Here is a 17886-nt window from a genome sequence, read left to right on the forward strand (position 1 = left end):
CATGACCGAAGCGCGCATCATCACCGCCGCCGCCCAGTTCGACGACGAAGCGCTGGAGGCGACCATCCGCCCCAGGCGGCTGGCCGAATACCTGGGCCAGCAGGCGGTGCGCGAGCAGCTCTCGATCTACATCGAGGCGGCGAAGAAGCGCGGCGGCGCGCTGGACCACGTGCTGGTGTTCGGTCCGCCGGGCCTGGGCAAGACCACGCTGAGCCACGTGATCGCCAACGAGCTGGGCGTGAACCTGCGCTCCACCTCCGGCCCGGTGCTGGAACGCGCCGGCGACCTCGCCGCGCTGCTGACCAACCTGGAGGCGAACGACGTGCTGTTCGTCGACGAGATCCACCGCCTGTCGCCGGTGGTCGAGGAGGTGCTCTATCCGGCGATGGAGGATTTCCAGATCGACATCATGATCGGCGAAGGCCCCGCCGCGCGCTCGATCAAGCTCGACCTGCCGCCGTTCACCCTGATCGGCGCCACCACCCGCGCCGGCATGCTCACCGCCCCGCTGCGCGATCGCTTCGGCATCGTGCAGCGGCTGGAGTTCTACACCACCGACGAGCTCACCGCGATCGTGCGGCGGGCGGCGAGGATTCTCGGCATCGTGTGCGCGGCGGACGGCGCGCAGGAGATCGCCCGCCGGTCGCGCGGCACGCCGCGCATCGCCAACCGCCTGCTGCGTCGGGTGCGCGACTACGCCGAGGTGCGCGCCGGTGGCGAGATCACCCTGGCAGCGGCGCAGGCGGCGCTGGACATGCTGAAGATCGATCCGCAGGGTTTCGACGAACTGGACCGACGCCTGCTTGCCCTGATCATCGAGAACTTCGACGGCGGCCCGGTCGGGGTGGAATCGCTGGCCGCCGCCCTGAGCGAGGACCGCGGCACGCTGGAAGACGTGGTCGAGCCGTACCTGATCCAGCAAGGCTACCTGGTACGCACCGCCCGCGGCCGCATGGTCAGCGCCCGGGGCTGGCGCCATCTTGGGCTGACCCCGCCGCCGCGGCAGGCGCAGGCGGCCGACCTGTTCGACGGCGGGACCGACGATGCCTGAGCTTGCCGCGGAGCCCCCCTTCAGCTGGAAGGTGCGCGTCTATTGGGAAGACACCGACGCCGGCGGCGTGGTCTACCACGCCGGCTACCTGCGTTTCATGGAACGCGCCCGCAGCGAGTGGATGCGCGCGCTGGGCGTGGACCAGATGGCCTACAAGCAGGCCACCGGGCTGGCCTTCATGGTGCGCGACATGCACATCGACTTCCTGCGTCCCGCCCTGCTGGATGATGAACTGTCGGTAACGGTGGAAGTCAAAGAACGCCGCGCTGCCAGTATCCTGTTCGCCCAGACGATCATGAAGGCGGACGGCAAGTGCCTGGTTCGCGCCAGCGTGCGCGTGGCGTGCGTGGAGCTGGAACGCATGCGGCCGGCGGCGATACCGCCGGATCTGATCCCGCAACCCGAAGCCTGACACCCGTCCCTCGTCGAAATCCGCGGAGTACCTGCAAGCCATGAATGGTGGACTGAACATTTTCACGCTGGTGGCCGATTCGAGCCTGCCGGTGCAACTGGTGCTGCTTATCCTGCTGGTGTTCTCGTTCCTGTCGTGGGTGATCATCATCCGCAAGTACACCCAGACCAAGGCAGCGCTGGAAGACGCCGAGGCGTTCGAGGAGCGCTTCTGGTCCGGCGGCGATCTCGCCCAGCTGTTCCGCGAGGTCAGCAACCGCGGCGACAGCGGCGGCATCGAGAATATCTTCGAATCGGGTTTCCGCGAGTTCGCCCGCCAGCGCCAGCGCAAGACGCACGACGCGCGCGCGGCGATCGAGGGCTCCGAGCGCGCGATGCAGGTGGCCGGCACCCGCGAGATCGGCCTGCTCGAGCGCAACCTGGAGTTTCTCGCCAACGTCGGCTCGATCAGCCCGTACGTGGGCCTGTTCGGCACGGTGTGGGGCATCATGGGCGCGTTCCAGGGCCTGGGCGACATGAAGGACGTGACCATCGCCGTGGTGGCGCCGCACATCTCCGAGGCGCTGATCGCCACCGCCATGGGCCTGTTCGCCGCGATTCCGGCGCAGTGGGCGTACAACCGCTACGCCACCAAGGTCGAGCGCATCGCCTCGCGCTACGACGTGTTCCAGGAGGAGTTCTCCTCCGTGCTGCAGCGGCAGATCCAGACCGACGACGCAGCCTGAGCGGAGAGCGATCATGCGAACCTCCGGGCGCCACAAGCGCTACAAGCTGAAATCCGAGATCAACGTCGTGCCCTACATCGACGTGATGCTGGTGCTGCTGATCATCTTCATGGTCACCACGCCGATGCTCAACAACAGCGTCGACGTCCAGCTGCCGCAGTCCGATGCCAAGTCGCTGCAGCAGAAGAAGGACCCGGTGCTGGTGTCGGTGCTGCAGGACGGCCAGCTCTACCTCACCCTGAGCGGGGCGAAGAAGGAGCTGGTGGACGAGGACACGCTCAAGCTCAAGGTCGGCGCCTTCGTGCGTGAAAATCCGCAGGTGAACGTGCTGGTCGGCGGCGACGAGCGCGGGAGCTATGGCGGCGTGTTCAAGGTGCTGGCCGACCTGCAGGCCGCCGGCGTGGCCAAGGTCGGCCTGATGGGTCAGCCGGGCCCCGCGAACGAGCCAGGCAAGGGCGCGTCCGATGGACGAAAGTAGGGCGACGCCGAAGGCGGTCGTGCTGTCCGCCGTATTGCATATCGGCATCGTGGGGTTCCTGTTCCTCGCCGTGCTGCCGTGCGCGTCGTACGAGAGCTTCTTCAACGCGCTGCACCTGCCGTCGTGGATGAACCCGATCACCTGCTCGGCACCGCTGAAGCTGCAGGGTCCGATCATCGAGGCCACCCTGATCGGCCCCACCGGCAGCCCGCCGCCGAAGGCGGTCAAGGTCAAGCCGGTGCCGAACACGGTCCCGCCGCCGCCCACCGTGACCCCGCCCAAGCCGACGCCGGAGAAGCCGGCGGTCAGCCAGTTGCCGCCGCCGCCGAAGCATCCGGACACGGTCGACCAGGAGCGCGTGGTCGAGGATGCCGCACTGAAGGCCGAAGAGGCCAAGAAAGTGCAGGAGGAGAAGGAGCGCCAGCGCCAGGCCGAACTGGACGCCCAGGCGGCCAAAAAGAAGGAGGAGGAGCGCAAGAAGCTCGACGCGATCTTCGCCAAGATGGCGGCCGCTTCCGCGCAGACCCGGCAGCTGGACAACAAGGCCAAACAGGCCCAGCAGCAGCTGGCCGACCTGAAAAACGCCCAGGACAACGCCCGTCCCGACCTGCCGGCCACCGACCAGCTGCAGAGCGGCAACAACAGTCCGGACAGCGATCTGAGCAGCGAGTACGCAGCGGCCATTCAGAATGCGGTCACACCGAACTGGCTGCGTCCGGATAACATGCCCGAGGCTCCCTGCGATGTTCACATCGTGCAATCACCCGGTGGTGACGTCCTGAGCGCCACAGTCGACTCCAGCTGCCCGTACGACGAGGCCGGAAGGCGCTCGGTGGAAAACGCCGTGCTGCGCACCAAGACCTTGCCGTACAAGGGTTTCGAAAAAGTGTTCCGGCGCAATCTCACCTTCACCTTCAGGCCGCAATGACCAAGCCCACGCGAAAGTTCAGCCTAGGCATCGCCCTACTCATGGTGGCCGCGGCCGCGTTGTTTGCCGGCCCGGTGGTGGCCCAGTCGCCGCTGACGGTGGACATCATCGGCGGCGTCAAGACCGCCACGCCGATCGTGGTGGTGCCGTTCGCCCAGCAGGGCGGTGCGCCGCTGTCGACCGACGTGGCCGACGTGATGCGCAGCGATTTCAACCGCTCCGGCAAGTTCCGCTCGCTGGCCAGGAGCGACATCGTGGAGACGCCGGCGCAGGGTTCGGAGATCAAGTTCGCCACCTGGCGGCTGCTCAAGCAGGATTACATCGTGGTGGGGCGTATCGCGGATGCCGGCAACGGCACGCTCACCGTCACCTACGAGCTGTGGGACGTCAACAAGCAGCAGGAACTGCTCGGCGGCACCTTCACCACGCCGGCCGGCGACCTGCGCGGCGTGGCGCACCGGATGGCCGACAAGGTCTACGAGAAGATCACCGGCGTGCGCGGCGCGTTCTGGACGCGCATCGCCTACGTCACCTCGGTGGGGCTGGGCAACAGCACGACCTATTCGCTGATCGTCGCCGATTCGGATGGCTACAACCCGCAGGTGGCGGTGCGCTCGCGCGAGTCGCTGCTGTCGCCGGCGTGGTCGCCGGACGGCTCCAGCATCGCCTATGTCTCGTTCGAGGACGGCAACTCCTCGATCCGCATCCAGAACATCCTCACCGGCGCGCGCCAGCTGGTATCGGCCCGCAAGGGCATCAACGGCGCGCCGTCGTGGTCGCCGGACGGGAAGAAGCTGGCGGTGTCGCTGTCCTATGTCGGCAACCCGGAGATCTTCGTGATCGACCTGGCCAGCCACCAGGCCACCCGGTTGACCAACAGCCTGTCGATCGACACCGAGCCGGTCTGGGCGCCGGACGGCCAGAGCATCTACTTCACCTCCGACCGGTCCGGTCGGCCGCAGATCTACCAGGTCCCGGTCGCCGGGGGCACGCCGCAGCGGATCACCTTCCAGGGGCAGTACAACGCCAAGGCCTCGGTGAGCTACGACGGCAAGCAGATCGCGATGGTGCAGGGCGGCGGGAACGTGTATCGTATTGTCATTCAGGATCAGAGTCTGGGCGGGCAGCAGCGGTTCATTTCGCCGGGCCCGCTGGACGACTCGGTCAGCTTCGCACCCAATGCCAGCATGCTGCTGTATTCAGCCACCGAAGGTAGTCGTGGAGTCCTGTATTCCGTGTCCAGCGACGGCATGGTGCGTGATCGCCTGCGCCTCGCCGAGGGCAACGTGCAGGAACCCGCCTGGGGGCCTTATCGGGAACCTTGAATTTTCATGTCGCCGTGCGGTCAGCCGCACGGCGGCATGATGCCCATGGAACGGGCCCGGACGGCGCCATCGGCGCGTTTCGGTTTCGGGTGGGACGCAGTTGCGGACCCGCCGGGCAGAGCGGCATGCAGCGTCACGCATCGTCGATCTTTCGCATGTGAAAATAACAGCCGGTCAACCGGCGGCCAGCGTTTGTAACCTCCTCGTCATCTGTTTGTCGGAACTCAACTCGTTATAAGGAACGTCACCATGAACAAAACCGTTCGCATTGCCCTGGTTGCCTTGCTCTGCGTGGGTGCAGCAGCGTGCAGCAAGAAGCAGGAAGTCAAGCCGCAGCCGCCGGTCGAGCAGACCGCACCGGCGCCGACCGCGCCCGCGTCCGATGGCAAGTACACCCCCGCCGACCTCGATACCGATGCCTGCCTGCGTCAGCGCGTCGTGTACTTCGACTTCGACAAGTCCGAGATCAAGCCGGAGTTCCAGCAGATCATGGCGTGCCACGCCAAGTACCTGCAGGATCGCCCGAGCGCCCAGCTGCGTCTGGAAGGCAACACCGACGAGCGCGGCACCCGCGAGTACAACCTGGGCCTCGGCGAGCGTCGTGCCAATGCCGTCGACAGCGCGCTGCAGGCCAACGGTGCCTCGGCCAGCCAGATGACGGTCATCAGCTACGGCAAGGAAAAGCCGGTCTGCCGCGAGCACAATGAAGACTGCTGGAGCAAGAACCGCCGCGTCGAGATCGTCTACACGGCGCAGTAATGATGAAGCGACTGGCTAAGGGTTTTTCGGCCAGGATCAGCATGGCGGGCGCCTTGGCGTCCGCCATGCTGTTCGCGTTCCCGGTACTGGCCCAGGACGCCCGGCTCAGCCTGGCGGATCGTGTCAGCCGGCTGGAGCAGCAGACGCAGAATCGCGACCAGAGCGGCACCGGCCTGGTCAACCAGATCCAGCAACTGAGCTCGCAGGTACGCCAGATGCAAGGTCAGATCGAGGAGCTGCAGCATCAGTTGCAGGTGCTCGAGGACAAGAACAAGGCCCAGTACGGCGACCTCGACGCGCGCCTGGCGCGCCTCGAAGGCGGCGGTGCGGGCAATCCGCCGGCGCCATCCGGCACCCCGGCAGCGGCAGCGGCGACGACAGCGGCAACTTCCGCCAGCGCGTCGAGCGCGCCAGCGCCGGCGTCGAGCAGCGCTGCCACGGCCGATCCGGCCGCGGCACAGGCAGCTTACGACACGGCATTCCAGTCGATCCGCGGTGGCAATTACGCGGCGGCCTCGCGGCAGTTCCGTGCCTTCATCCAGCAGTATCCGAACCATGCGCTGGTGCCCAATGCCTGGTACTGGCTGGGGCAATCGTATTTCGTCACCACCAACTACGGCGTGGCGCTGGATGCGTTCAAGCAACTGGTCGGGCAGTTCCCGCAGAGCGACAAGACCCCCGACGCGCTGCTCAAGATCGGCTATTGCCAGATCGAGTTGAAGCAGGTCGACGCGGCCAAGGCCACGCTGAAGCAGGTCATTGCCAAGTATCCCGGATCGGACTCGGCGAGCCTGGCGCAGGAGCGCCTGCAGCGCCTGCAAGTCCAAGCCGGCGGTTGAGGCGGCGGTGAGCGGTGACGATACGCGCGTGGCCTCCGCCACGCCTGCGACGGCAGTTGCCGAGCGCCTGCGCATCACCGAGATCTTCCATTCGATCCAGGGCGAAGCCGACGCCATCGGCTGGCGCACCGTGTTCGTGCGCCTCACCGGTTGCCCGCTGCGCTGCGTGTGGTGCGACACCGAGTATTCGTTCCACGGCGGCGACTGGCACGCGATCGACGACATCATGGTCGAGGTCGCGCGGCACGGCGCGAAGCATGTCTGCGTCACCGGCGGCGAGCCGCTGGCGCAGAAGCGCTGCCTGATCCTGCTGCGCAAGCTGTGCGACGCCGGCTATGAGGTGTCGCTGGAGACCTCCGGCGCGCTGGACGTGTCCGCCGTGGATGCGCGCGTGCACAAGGTGATGGACCTGAAGGCGCCCGATTCCGGCGAGAGCGGCCGCAACCTGTGGTCCAACCTGGATCATCTGCTGCCGCACGACCAGATCAAGATCGTGCTCGCCAGCCGCGGTGACTACGAGTGGGCGCGCGCCATGCTGACCGAGCACGCCCTGACCGGTCGCTGCATGGTGCTGTTCTCCCCGGTGCACGGCGCGGTCGAACCGCGCGAGCTGGCCGAGTGGATCCTCGCCGACAAGCTCGACGTGCGGTTCCAGCTGCAGCTGCACAAGCTGCTGTGGAACGACGCGAAAGGCAAGTAGAGGAAGCGAGAAGTGAGAGAACAGCGGCGAGCAACGCCTTTTCTCACTTCTCACTCCTCTTCACTCGTTTCTCGCCGTTTTTCTTTTTCCATGGATGCAAACCATGCCTGACCCACAATCCCGCAAGGCCGTCGTACTCGTTTCCGGCGGCATGGATTCGGCCGTCACCATCGCGATCGCCCGCGAGCAGGGCTACCAGGTGCACGCGTTGAGCGTGGCCTATGGCCAGCGCCACCGTTCCGAGCTGGCGGCATCCGATCGGGTGGCGAGCATGCTCGGTGCGGTCGAGCACAAGACCGTGGCGGTCGACCTGCGCAGCATCGGCGGGTCGGCCCTCACCGCCGACATCGAGGTGCCGCTGGATGCGGGCGACAGCAGCGAGATCCCGGTGACCTACGTGCCGGCACGCAACACGATCATGCTGTCGATCGCGCTGGGCTGGGCCGAGGTGCTCGGCTCCAGCGACATCTGGTGTGGCGTCAACGCGGTCGACTACTCGGGCTATCCGGATTGCCGGCCTGCCTTCGTCGCGGCGTTCGAAGCGCTGGCCAACGTGGCCACGAAGGCCGGGGTCGAGGGGGCGGGTATCCGCGTGCACGCGCCGCTGATGCACATGAGCAAGGCCGACATCGCGCGCGAAGGTCGTCGCCTCGGCGTCGACTTTTCGGCCACGGTCAGCTGCTACCGCGCCGATGACGAGGGTCGCGCCTGCGGCCACTGCGACGCCTGCCGGCTGCGCGCGCAGGGCTTCCGCGAAGCGGGCATGGCCGATCCCACGCGCTACGCCTGAGCGCGCGTTTGCTTGTGCCATCATGGAGCACACCGTAAAATCGAAGGCTTGCCCGGCCACGGCCGGGCGCTTGCACGGGTCGTTAGCTCAGTTGGTAGAGCAGTAGACTTTTAATCTATTGGTCCCGGGTTCGAATCCCGGACGACCCACCAACTCCCCACGCGCCGCCGTTCGCGAATCCAGGCGGCGTCACGCCCCGTCACGGGCGGCCAGCGCGGCCAGCATCGCACTGCGCAAGCGCTGCGGCGAGACCGGTTTGTACAGCACCGTCAGCTTGTCGGCGAGCACCTCCTGCAGGCGCTCGGCGCGCGTCTCGCCGGTCACCAGCAGACGCGCGAAGCGCGCTTCGCCGTCGCGTTGGTAGAGGCGGTCGAGTTCCGCGAACAGGTCGATGCCGCGCTCGCCCGAGCGCAGGTGCAGGTCGCAGATCACGATGTCGACCGGCGCCGGCCAGTTCTCGATCGCCTCCTGCGCCTGCTGATGGTCTTCGGCCACCGCCACGTCGCAACCCCAGCTGCGCAGCAGGAAGCGGATGCCGGAGAGGATCGCCGGATCGTCGTCGAGCACCAGCACCCGGCGGCCCGCCAGGTCGCCGGCGGGCTCTTCCTCCGCCTCCGTCGGCGGCGGCAACATCTGCGCGCTGGCCAGCGGCAGCTCGAAGTGGAACATGCTGCCGCGGCCGGGGCGCGAGTCCACCCCGACCACGGTGTCGAGCAGTTGCGCCAGGCGCTGTACTGTGGCCAGGCCCAGGCCGAGGCCCGACTGGGAGCCGTCGGCGAGCCCGGGGTCGCTGTGGTCGTCGATGCGGTAGAACTCGTCGAACACGTGCGCCAGGTGTTCGGCGGCGATGCCGCTGCCGGTATCCCACACCTCGATGCGCAGGCGGTCGCCGCCGCAGCGGCGCGCACCGATCAGGGCGCCGCCGCGGTGGGTGAAGCGCAAGGCGTTGCTGACCAGATTGTTGAGCATGCGCGTGAGCATCGTGCGGTCGCTGCGTACCCAGTCGCGCACGGGGTGGAGGCGCAGCACCAGCCCGCGTTGCTCGGCCACCATGCTGAAGGTGCGGCTGACCGCGGCGAACACCTGGTTGAGCGGAAATTCGCTGATCTCGACCTGCACCGCGCCGGCTTCCAGCCGCGACAGGTCCAGCAGCTCGCCGAACAGATGGTCGAGCGAGTGCACGCATTCCTGGATGTGTGCGATGCGGTCCAGCCGCTGCGGGTCGTGTTCGTCGAGCGCCAGCGCGGCCGAGAACAGGGTCAGCGCGTACAGCGGCTGGCGCAGGTCGTGCGCGGCGGCGGCGAGGAAACGCGAACGGGCCTCGCTGGCCGCTTCCAGCGCGGCATTCTTGTGTTCCAGTTCGAGCGTGGCCTCCTCGATGCGCTCGCGCAGGCCGCGGCGACTCTCGAACAGCGCGGCGGCAGCGTGGTTGAAGCCCCGCTGCAGCTCGCCGATCTCGGTGTGATCGGTCACCGGCACGCTGGCGGGCTGGTCGTCCCGACCCAGTTGCCCCACCGCGCCGGCCAGGCGCCGCAGCGGTGCGCTGATCCAGCGCGCCGCCTGCCAGCCGATCACGCCGGCCACCAGCAGGCTCAGCAGCAGCGCGATCAAGGCGTGGCGCAGCGTGGCCCGTTGCGCGGCGACGGCGTCGCGCAGGCTCACGTTGACCAGTACCGAGCCCAGCACCTGGGGCGTCGCCTGCGCGGTGTCGACGACCTCGCGCACCACGCTGGTGACGTCGTGGCCGTCGTCGGCGGCGCGATGATCGGCCAGGATCTGGCCGTCCGCGGTGCGGATCTGCACGCGTGTCACATGGGGCAGTTCACCGATCGAATCGGCGATGCGCAGCAGTTCGCGCAGCCGCATCGTCCGCAGAGGCTGCACGCACACCGACGCGGTCTGGGTGGCGATGGCGTTGGCGTTGCCGCGCGCCATCTGATGCAGGGTGTCCAGTTGCCGCTGGGTGAGCAGGGTCACCAGCAATGCAGCCGTGATCAGGGTGGGCACCAGCGCCACGAAGGCCATGCGCTGGACCAGCGACGTGTGGTGCCACAACCTTGCCAGCCACGAGTTGCCCGCCAGATCCATCGTCTGCCCGCCCCGTCGGAACACCCCGCCGATACCCCGGTACCGCCGCGGGATGCGTCGTGCACGCCGGGCGCCGTTGCCGGGAATGTAGCGCAACCCCGCGCAAAGGGAAGCGCCGGCGCGCGCTTACTCCCCCGTGCGGCGACGCCGGTGGCGGGCCAGCCGCTCGAACAGCAGCGGCAGCAGGGCGAGCAGGGCGATCGCGCCCAGCGGCAGCAGGACTTCGCGGTGCATGAACAGGCCCAGGCCGATGCGGTCGCTCTCGCTCATCGCGTCGGCCAGGCCGGCGCCAACCGACGTCTCGAACACCAGCGACACCGTGCCGCCCAGCCAGCTGGCGCCGAGGAACAGCCACAGCGGACAGCGCAGCCAGGCCAGTGCCACGGTGACCGCGCCGAACGGCAGTACCGGCACGAAGCGCAGGAACAGGGTGTAGCTGACCGGATGGCGTTCGAAGCCGTGGTGCAGCCGCGCGACCAGCGGCGGCGGCTGCGCGCTGCCCGGGCCGAACGCCTGGCGGCTGGCGAGATACAGGATCAGCGCGCCAAGGGTGAGCCCGAGCGACGAGGTCAGTGTCGCGTCGACCACGCCGAAGGCGAAGCCGCCGGCCAGGATGATCACGATGGTGCCGGGGATGCCGGTAGCCACGCCGAGGGTCAGCAGGCCGACGTAGGCCAGCCGGGCCAGCCACGGGTGTTGCTCGATCAGGGCGTGCAGCTCGGCCTGGTGGGCCAGCAACTGGCGCGGGGTCAGCGCGTGCAGCGAGCCCGAGGCGAACAGCAGCACGCCTGCCAGCAACAGCAGGGCCAGCGGCAGCGCGGCGCGCCAGCGGCTCAATACGGCGTGCCGGTCGCGCCGTAGCTGGCGAGCACGTCACGGGCCTGGTCGCGCAGGATGTCGCGGCGCACGGCGATGTGGCGGCGGGCCAGTTCGCCGATCCAGTCCGCCGGCAGCGGGCCTTCGTCGAACTGGGTGAGCTCCTCCACGTCTTCCGCGCGTGCGCCGATCAGCAACTCGTCGATGCCTGCCCACACGCTGGCGCCGTAGCACTGGCAGCACGGCTGCGAGCTGGTGGCCAGCGCGTATTGGCTGCCGTCCTCGTTGAGGCGGTGCCGGCTGAGCCGCTGCTGGGCGATCATGATCGCCATCATCTCGGCGTGGGCGACCGAGCAGCCTTGCGGCACCACGCGGTTGACGCCGACGGCGACCAGCCGCCCGCTGTGGTTGTTGAACACGGCCGCGCCGAACGGCCCGCCGCCGCCGCGCTCCACGTTCTGCCGGGACAGCTCGATCGCCAGCCCCACGCGCTCCTCGTCGCTGTGGTAGCGCTTGTTGGTATCGGTCACGTCGCCGATCCAGGGCGGCAGGGTCAGGTGGATCTGCAGCGGCAGCATCGCGGTCTTCCTACTGGCCGGCCGCGCGCGCCCAGACGTCGCGCAGGGTCACGGTGCGGTTGAACACCGGCGCGTCGGCGCGGTGGTCGTGGCGATCGGCGACGAAGTAGCCCAGCCGCTCGAACTGGAAACGTTGCTCGGGGTCGACGTTCGCGGCGGCCGGCTCCAGCCAGCCGCTGACCACGCGCTTGGCCTCGGGGTTGATGTGCTCCAGCCAGCTCTTGCCATCGTCCTCGCCATCGGGCGCGGGCACGCTGAACAGGCGGTCGTACAGGCGCACCTCGGCGGCCACCGCGTGCTTCGCGCTGACCCAGTGGATCGTGCCCTTCACCTTGCGGTCCGCGCCGGGCAGGCCGTGGCGCGTGTCCGGATCGAGCGTGCCGTGCAGTTCGGTCACGTTGCCCGCGGCATCCTTGACGACTTCGGTGCACTTGACGATGCCGATGCCGCGCAGGCGCACCTCGCCGTCCGGCTTCAGCCGGTGGAAGCCCTTCGGCGGCACCTCGGCGAAATCGTCGCGCTCGATCCATACCTCACGGGCAAACGGCACCTGACGGGTGCCGAAGCTTTCGTCCTTGGGATGGTTGGGGAAGGTCAGGGTTTCCTCATGGCCCGCGGGCAGGTTGGTCAGCACCAGCTTGAGCGGGTCGAGCACCGCCATGCGCCGCGCGGCTGTGGCGTCCAGATCCTCGCGGATGCAGCCCTCCAGTACCGCGTAATCGATCACGCTGTTCTGCTTGGAGACGCCCACGCGCTCGACCAGCAGGCGCAGCCCGGCCGGGGTGAAGCCGCGCCGGCGCAGGCCGCGCAAGGTGTTCATGCGCGGGTCGTCCCAGCCGTCGACGAAGTTCTCGCTGACCAGCTGCGCCAGCTTGCGCTTGCTGGTGATGCAGTAGCTGAGGTTGAGCCGGGAGAACTCTATCTGCCGCGGCTTGGCCGGCTTCGCCTCCAGCCCGGCCTCGACCACCGACTGCCACAGCGACGGGTTCGCGGGCAGGTCGACGTTGTCCACGCACCAGTCGTACAGCGGCCGGTGATCCTCGAACTCCAGCGTGCACAGCGAGTGGGTGATGCCTTCCATCGCGTCGGACAGCGCGTGCGCGTAGTCGTACATCGGGTAGATCGGCCACGCGTCGCCGGTGTTCTGGTGGGCGATCTTGCGGATGCGGTACAGCGCCGGATCGCGCAGGTTGATGTTGCCGGCGGCCATGTCGATCTTCGCGCGCAGGGTCTTGCTGCCGTCGGCGAATTCGCCGGCGCGCATGCGCTTGAACAGGTCGAGATTCTCTTCGATCGAGCGCGTGCGATACGGCGAGTCGCGGCCCGGCTCGGTCAGCGTGCCGCGATAGGCACGCACCTGCTCGGCGTCGAGGTCGTCGACGTAGGCCTTGCCGTCCTCGATCAGCTTGAGCGCGCCGCGATAGAACACGTCGAAGTAGTCCGACGCGTGGCGCAGCTCGTGCCACCGGAAGCCGAGCCAGCGCACGTCCTCCTTGATGCCTTCGACGAACTCGGGGTCTTCCCTGCCGGGGTTGGTGTCGTCCAGGCGCAGGTTGCACCAGCCGTCGAACTCGCGGGCGATACCGAAGGAGAGGCAGATCGCCTTCGCGTGGCCGATGTGCAGGTAGCCGTTGGGCTCCGGTGGAAAGCGGGTATGGATCTCCACGTGCTTGCCCGAGGCCAGGTCGTCGCGCACGATCTGCCGGATGAAGTCCTGCGGCGCGGAGGCGGGGATGGGGGCGGGGTGGTCGGTCGGCATCGAGTGACGCTCGCGCGCGGTGGTGGAAACCGCAAAGTTTACCCCGTCGCTCGGACCGGGCGAAGAACGCCGTGGCCTTGCCCCGCGCCGCGCCGCGGGGTAGCTTGCCGCTCATGCACACCGTCTACCGCGCGCAGAACCTGTTCGACGCCCATCTGGTCAAGGATGCGCTGGAGGCGGCCGAGATTCCGGCGTTCATCGCCGGCGAGTACCTCACCGGCGGCGTCGGCCAGTTGCCGGCGATGGATTTCATCGCGGTGATGGTGCCCGAAGCGGGGCTGGCACGGGCGCAGGACGTGGTGCGAGAGGTCGAGGCGGTGCTGGGCGAAGCCCGCCACGCGATCGACGAGATGCCCGACGATCCGCTGGCCGTACCCTGCTGAGCGGCGTGCGCCCGAACCGCCGAACCGCCCTGCGGTTGCCCCTGCGCCGCCCGGTCGTGCGCGGGATACTTGCCGGCATTCCGGTCGCCGAGAGCTTGCGATGCATCCCGCCCACATCCGCCTGATCGCCCCCTCGGGCCATGCGCATGATCCTGTCGCCATGGCGCGCGGCGTGGCGCGCCTGCGCGAGGCGGGCTGCACGGTCGACGGCGAGGAGGTGCTGGCGCGTTTCGCGCAGCGTTTCGCCGGCAGCGACGCCGAGCGGGCGGCCGACATCAACGCGCTGGCGACGGCGCCGGTGCTGCCGGACATCGCGCTGACCACGCGCGGTGGCTACGGCGCGGCGCGCTTGTTGCCGCAGCTCGACTACCCTGCGCTGCGCGAACGCCTGCACGGCGCACCGATCGCGCTGGTCGGCCACAGCGATTTCACCGCGCTGCAACTGGCGCTGCATGCGAAGAGCGGCCTGTGCACTTTCAGTGGCCCGCTGCTGGCCGACCTCGGCGCCGAGGTGCCGGATGACTTCAGCTGGCGCCAGTTCTGGGCCACGCTGACCGCGCCGACGGCGCAGGTGTCCTGGGCGACTTCCGCCCGCGCCGAGCTCGACCTGCACGGCCCGCTGTGGGGCGGCAACCTGGCGATGCTGTGCAGCCTGCTCGGCACGCCGTACTTCCCCGTCATCGACGACGGCATCCTGTTCGTCGAGGACGTCGGCGAGGCGCCGTACCGGGTGGAGCGCATGTTGTACCAACTGCATCTGTCCGGCGTGCTGGGGCGGCAGCAGGCGTTGCTGCTGGGCAGCTTCAGCCAGTGCGCGCCCGGCCATCGCGACAACGGCTACGAATTGCGCGACGCGTTCGCCCAGATCCGCGCCGTCGCCGGCGTGCCGCTGGTCGACGGCCTGCCGCACGGCCATGGCGCCGAACAGCTCACGTTGCCGTTCGGCGCGCCTGCGCGCCTGCGCGTCGAGGACGGCCGCGCGCGGCTGGAAATCGGCGGCTATCCCCACCTCGATTGCGCCAACCCGGCCGGCCCGCCCGAAAAGCCGTAAAATGGCCGGCCCGCACGGGCTTGCTCCCAGGAACAGACCATGAAGACCATCGAAGGCGATTTCGCCACGCCCAACGGCCGCTTTGCCATCGTCGCCGGACGCTTCAACGGTTTCGTGGTGGAGCCGCTGGTTGCCGGCGCCCGCGACGCGCTGCTGCGCCATGGCGTGGCGGATGACGCGATCGAGCTGGTGCGCGTGCCCGGCGCCTGGGAAATCGCGCTGGTCGCGCACAAGCTGGCGCATTCGGGTGAGTACGCGGCGGTGATCGCGCTCGGCGCGGTGATCCGCGGCGCCACCCCCCATTTCGATTTCGTCGCCGGCGAATGCGCCAAGGGCCTGGCCTCGGCCGCGCTCGGCTCCGGCGTGCCGGTGGCGTTCGGCGTGCTCACCACCGACTCCATCGAACAGGCGATCGAGCGCGCCGGCACCAAGGCCGGCAACAAGGGTGCCGACGCCGCCCTGGCGGCGCTGGAGATGGCCAACCTCTACCGGAAACTCGGATGAGCGCGCGCGTCCACGGCCTCGACCTGCAGGCGCGCTCGCGGGCACGCCGCCGTGCCTTGCAGGCGCTGTACGCATGGCAGCTCAGCGGCAGCCACATGGATGCGGTGATCGAGCAGTTCCGCCACGAACAGGACATGGAAGTGGCCGACCTGGAGTATTTCGAGGACCTGCTGCACGGCGTCGAGCAGCACGTCGACGAGCTCGATGCCTGCCTGCGTCCGCACCTGGATCGCGAGGTGGCGCAGGTCGATCCGATCGAACGCGCCGCGCTGCGGCTGGCCGCCTACGAACTGAAGCATCGGCCCGACGTGCCTTACCGCGTGGTGCTGAACGAGGCGATCGAGGTGACCAAGCGCTTCGGCGCCGATCACGGTCACAGCTACGTCAACGGCGTGCTGGACAAGCTGGCCGCCGAGTTGCGCGCGCTCGAGAAGGGCGCTTGATGCAGCCCGCCGTCGTGCCTGCGGGCATCGATCCGGTGCCTCCGCTCGAAACCGCGCGCCTGCGCCTGCGCGGCCATCGCGCCGACGACCACGACGCCCTGCTGGCGATCTGGTCCGATCCGGTCGTGGTGCGTTACATCGGCGGTCGCCCGTCCACGCGGCAGGAAGCCTGGTTGCGGCTGCTGCGCTATCCGGGCCTGTGGTGCGTGCTCGGCTACGGCTACTGGGCGATCGAGGAGAAATCCAGCGGTCGCTGCATCGGCGACATCGGCTACGCCGATTTCCGGCGCGAGATCGAACCCTCGCTCGAAGGCATGCCCGAACTCGGCTGGGTGCTGGCCGCGGACAGTCACGGCAAGGGTTACGCCAGCGAAGCGCTGGCAGCGGTGCTGGCCTGGGGCCAGGCGCATCTGGGCGACCACACCGCGGTATGCATCATCGATCCGGACAACGCCGCCTCGATCCGCCTTGCCGAAAAGGCCGGCTTTGCGCTGCGCCAGCAGACCACCTACATGGGCGACCCGGTGCTGCTGTTCACGCGCTGACGGGCCCGGCAACAGAGGCGAGCGACGCTGATGGAATTCGACCTGATCGAGCTGATCCGGCAGCGCACCGTGCAGGCGCGCGACGACGTGCGGCTGGGCATCGGCGACGACGCGGCCGTGCTCGCCGTGCCCGCCGGGCAGGAGCTGGCGGTGGCGATCGACACGCTCGTCGAAGGCGTGCATTTTCCGCGCGGTACCGATCCGGCCGACATCGGCTGGAAGGCGCTGGCGGTGAACCTCTCCGACCTGGCGGCGATGGGTGCCACGCCGGCCTGGGCGCTGCTGGGGCTGACCCTGCCGCAGGCGGATCGCGCCTTCGTCGAAGGCTTCGTCGACGGATTTTCGCGGCTGGCCGCTGTGCACCGGCTGGCGCTGGTCGGTGGCGATACCACGCGCGGCCCGCTGACCGTGAGCGTCGCGGTGCACGGCTTCGTGCCGCCGGGCAAGGCATTGACCCGGGCCGGTGCGCGCGTGGGCGACGCGGTGCTGGTCACCGGCACGCTGGGCGATGCCGCCGCCGGCCTGAACGTGCTGCAGCAATGGCGCCGTGAAGAGGATGATCGCGGCCAGTTGCGCGACTACCTCGTCGAACGGCTGAACCGGCCGACGCCGCGGCTGGCCGCCGGTGTCGCGCTGCGTGGGCAGGCGCATGCCTGCGTCGACGTTTCCGACGGCCTGCTCGCCGACCTGGGCCACATCTGCGCCGCCAGCGGCGTGGGAGCCGAGATCGACGCCGCGCTGCTGCCGCGCTCGTCGGCGCTGCTGGGTCTGTACGACGACGCCACCGCGCTGCACTTTGCGCTGGGCGGCGGCGACGATTACGAGTTGTGCTTCTGCGTGCCGCCCGACCGGTTGAGCCAGGTGCAGGCCGACCTGTCGCGGCTCGGCTGCGGTGCCACTCGCATCGGCCGGATCGTGGCCGGCACCGGGGTGCGCGTACGTGGCCACGACGGTGGCTGGATGGAGCCCGGCACGCCGGGCTGGGAGCATTTCGCGTGAATGACAGAAAGCGCCTGAGCGCCACGCAAAGGCGTGCCCTGCTGGCCACGCCGTGGGGCTGGCTCGCCTGCGGTTTTGGTTCCGGCCTGGCGCCGCTGGCGCAGGGCACGTTCGGTTCGCTGGCCGCGCTGCTGCCGTGGCTGGTCCTGCGCGGCCTGCCCGCGTGGGGCTACGTGCTGGTGCTGCTGACGGGCTTCGCCGTCGGCGTGCGTGCCTGCGACATCGCCGGCCGCGCGCTGGGCGTGGACGATCATCGCAGCCTGGTCTGGGACGAGTTCATCGGCCAGTGGCTGGCGCTGCTGCCGCTGCTGGGCGCGCTGCTTCCCGCCGATGGCCTCGCGTGGTGGATGCCGGTGGCCGGTTTCGCGCTGTTCCGCCTGTTCGACGTCTGGAAGCCATGGCCGATCCGCTGGCTGGACCGGCGCGTGAAGGGCGGTTTCGGCGTGATGGTCGACGACGTGATCGCCGGCGTGTTCGCCGCGATCGCGCTGGCCGCGCTGCTGCGCATCCTGGCCTGAGTCCCGCCGGCCTCGGGCATTCGGCCCGGGCCTGGATGCACAACCGCGTGCGCATGGGACGAAGCGATGTTCCGGCACGGCGGTTAGCCGGCGCCGATGGTCGATCAGGGGCAGTCGCGGCAGCAGGCGCCGGACGCGTACGCGGCGTCTCCGGCCGGCGCCGGCGGCGTGTCGGGGTAACCGCGGCCGTCGTACC

At 68.9% G+C, this 17886-nt stretch carries 21 protein-coding genes and 1 tRNA gene; 18 read left to right on the top strand and 4 right to left on the bottom strand.

Translation table 11 applies throughout. The features are described from left to right. Position 1: 1 nt before the first annotated feature. The 11 genes from ruvB (at position 2) to ACVCMB_RS16325 (ending at position 8158) form a co-directional block, all read left to right on the top strand. Positions 2-1051 carry a Holliday junction branch migration DNA helicase RuvB gene (ruvB, locus tag ACVCMB_RS16275; RefSeq protein ID WP_447105704.1) on the top strand — a complete coding sequence of 350 codons (1050 nt, stop codon included), beginning with the start codon at positions 2-4 and terminating at the stop codon, positions 1049-1051. Further along, positions 1044-1463 carry a tol-pal system-associated acyl-CoA thioesterase gene (gene ybgC / locus ACVCMB_RS16280; protein WP_447097083.1) on the top strand — a complete coding sequence of 140 codons (420 nt, stop codon included), beginning with the start codon at positions 1044-1046 and terminating at the stop codon, positions 1461-1463. Before ruvB ends, ybgC begins: the two co-directional genes overlap by 8 nt. Positions 1464-1503: 40 nt before the next feature. Continuing rightward, positions 1504-2187, top strand: coding sequence for a protein TolQ (tolQ, locus tag ACVCMB_RS16285; protein ID WP_136260021.1), 684 nt, complete (start codon positions 1504-1506; stop codon positions 2185-2187). A gap of 13 nt (positions 2188-2200) precedes the next feature. Beyond that, a complete protein-coding gene (tolR, locus tag ACVCMB_RS16290; RefSeq protein ID WP_136260022.1) occupies positions 2201-2665 on the top strand; it encodes a protein TolR in 465 nt (154 codons plus the stop codon). After that, positions 2652-3593 carry a cell envelope integrity protein TolA gene (gene tolA, locus ACVCMB_RS16295; protein ID WP_447105705.1) on the top strand — a complete coding sequence of 314 codons (942 nt, stop codon included), beginning with the start codon at positions 2652-2654 and terminating at the stop codon, positions 3591-3593. The genes tolR and tolA overlap by 14 nt, the downstream gene beginning before the upstream one ends. After that, positions 3590-4918, top strand: a complete 1329-nt coding sequence (gene tolB / locus ACVCMB_RS16300) for a Tol-Pal system beta propeller repeat protein TolB (RefSeq protein WP_447105706.1) — start codon at positions 3590-3592, stop codon at positions 4916-4918. Before tolA ends, tolB begins: the two co-directional genes overlap by 4 nt. A 249-nt stretch (positions 4919-5167) precedes the next feature. After that, a complete protein-coding gene (pal, locus tag ACVCMB_RS16305; protein ID WP_395116826.1) occupies positions 5168-5677 on the top strand; it encodes a peptidoglycan-associated lipoprotein Pal in 510 nt (169 codons plus the stop codon). A 41-nt stretch (positions 5678-5718) separates the two neighbouring features. Continuing rightward, positions 5719-6516, top strand: coding sequence for a tol-pal system protein YbgF (gene ybgF / locus ACVCMB_RS16310; RefSeq protein WP_395116828.1), 798 nt, complete (start codon positions 5719-5721; stop codon positions 6514-6516). Between the two features lie 7 nt (positions 6517-6523). Beyond that, positions 6524-7216, top strand: a complete 693-nt coding sequence (queE, locus tag ACVCMB_RS16315) for a 7-carboxy-7-deazaguanine synthase QueE (RefSeq protein ID WP_447105707.1) — start codon at positions 6524-6526, stop codon at positions 7214-7216. A 103-nt stretch (positions 7217-7319) separates the two neighbouring features. After that, the gene (gene queC, locus ACVCMB_RS16320) at positions 7320-8006 is read left to right on the top strand and encodes a 7-cyano-7-deazaguanine synthase QueC (RefSeq protein WP_395116832.1); all 687 of its coding nucleotides are present in this window, start codon (positions 7320-7322) and stop codon (positions 8004-8006) included. A gap of 76 nt (positions 8007-8082) precedes the next feature. Further along, positions 8083-8158, top strand: a tRNA-Lys gene (locus ACVCMB_RS16325). 37 nt (positions 8159-8195) lie between these two features. Here ACVCMB_RS16325 and ACVCMB_RS16330 read toward each other — a convergent pair. The 4 genes from ACVCMB_RS16330 to ACVCMB_RS16345 all read right to left on the bottom strand — a co-directional run bounded on the left by ACVCMB_RS16330 (position 8196) and on the right by ACVCMB_RS16345 (position 13247). Next, entirely contained in the window at positions 8196-10094 is a 1899-nt protein-coding gene (locus tag ACVCMB_RS16330; RefSeq protein ID WP_395116834.1) for an ATP-binding response regulator, read from the bottom strand. Positions 10095-10220: 126 nt separating this feature from the next. Further along, positions 10221-10931, bottom strand: a complete 711-nt coding sequence (locus ACVCMB_RS16335) for a TVP38/TMEM64 family protein (protein ID WP_447105708.1) — start codon at positions 10929-10931, stop codon at positions 10221-10223. Then, positions 10928-11488 carry a nucleoside deaminase gene (locus ACVCMB_RS16340; protein ID WP_447105709.1) on the bottom strand — a complete coding sequence of 187 codons (561 nt, stop codon included), beginning with the start codon at positions 11486-11488 and terminating at the stop codon, positions 10928-10930. Before ACVCMB_RS16340 ends, ACVCMB_RS16335 begins: the two co-directional genes overlap by 4 nt. Before the next feature lie 10 nt (positions 11489-11498). Continuing rightward, positions 11499-13247, bottom strand: coding sequence for a glutamine--tRNA ligase/YqeY domain fusion protein (locus tag ACVCMB_RS16345; protein ID WP_447105710.1), 1749 nt, complete (start codon positions 13245-13247; stop codon positions 11499-11501). A gap of 113 nt (positions 13248-13360) precedes the next feature. Here ACVCMB_RS16345 and ACVCMB_RS16350 point away from each other — a divergent pair, with 113 nt between their 5' ends. The 7 genes from ACVCMB_RS16350 (at position 13361) to ACVCMB_RS16380 (ending at position 17690) form a co-directional block, all read left to right on the top strand. Continuing rightward, a complete protein-coding gene (locus tag ACVCMB_RS16350; RefSeq protein ID WP_395116842.1) occupies positions 13361-13630 on the top strand; it encodes a putative signal transducing protein in 270 nt (89 codons plus the stop codon). Positions 13631-13730: 100 nt separating this feature from the next. Then, entirely contained in the window at positions 13731-14681 is a 951-nt protein-coding gene (gene ldcA / locus ACVCMB_RS16355) for a muramoyltetrapeptide carboxypeptidase (RefSeq protein ID WP_395116844.1), read from the top strand. A gap of 39 nt (positions 14682-14720) precedes the next feature. Then, positions 14721-15185 (top strand): 6,7-dimethyl-8-ribityllumazine synthase, encoded by a 465-nt coding sequence (gene ribH, locus ACVCMB_RS16360; protein WP_136259631.1) that lies wholly within the window; start codon positions 14721-14723, stop codon positions 15183-15185. Further along, positions 15182-15628, top strand: a complete 447-nt coding sequence (nusB, locus tag ACVCMB_RS16365; RefSeq protein WP_447105711.1) for a transcription antitermination factor NusB — start codon at positions 15182-15184, stop codon at positions 15626-15628. The genes ribH and nusB overlap by 4 nt, the downstream gene beginning before the upstream one ends. Beyond that, positions 15628-16173, top strand: coding sequence for a GNAT family N-acetyltransferase (locus ACVCMB_RS16370; protein ID WP_395116848.1), 546 nt, complete (start codon positions 15628-15630; stop codon positions 16171-16173). Before nusB ends, ACVCMB_RS16370 begins: the two co-directional genes overlap by 1 nt. A gap of 30 nt (positions 16174-16203) precedes the next feature. Further along, positions 16204-17172 (top strand): thiamine-phosphate kinase, encoded by a 969-nt coding sequence (gene thiL, locus ACVCMB_RS16375; RefSeq protein WP_395116850.1) that lies wholly within the window; start codon positions 16204-16206, stop codon positions 17170-17172. Continuing rightward, a complete protein-coding gene (locus ACVCMB_RS16380; RefSeq protein WP_395116852.1) occupies positions 17169-17690 on the top strand; it encodes a phosphatidylglycerophosphatase A family protein in 522 nt (173 codons plus the stop codon). The genes thiL and ACVCMB_RS16380 overlap by 4 nt, the downstream gene beginning before the upstream one ends. The last annotated feature ends 196 nt before the right edge of the window (positions 17691-17886 follow it).

It is taken from the genome of Rhodanobacter sp. UC4443_H10, from assembly GCF_052978325.1.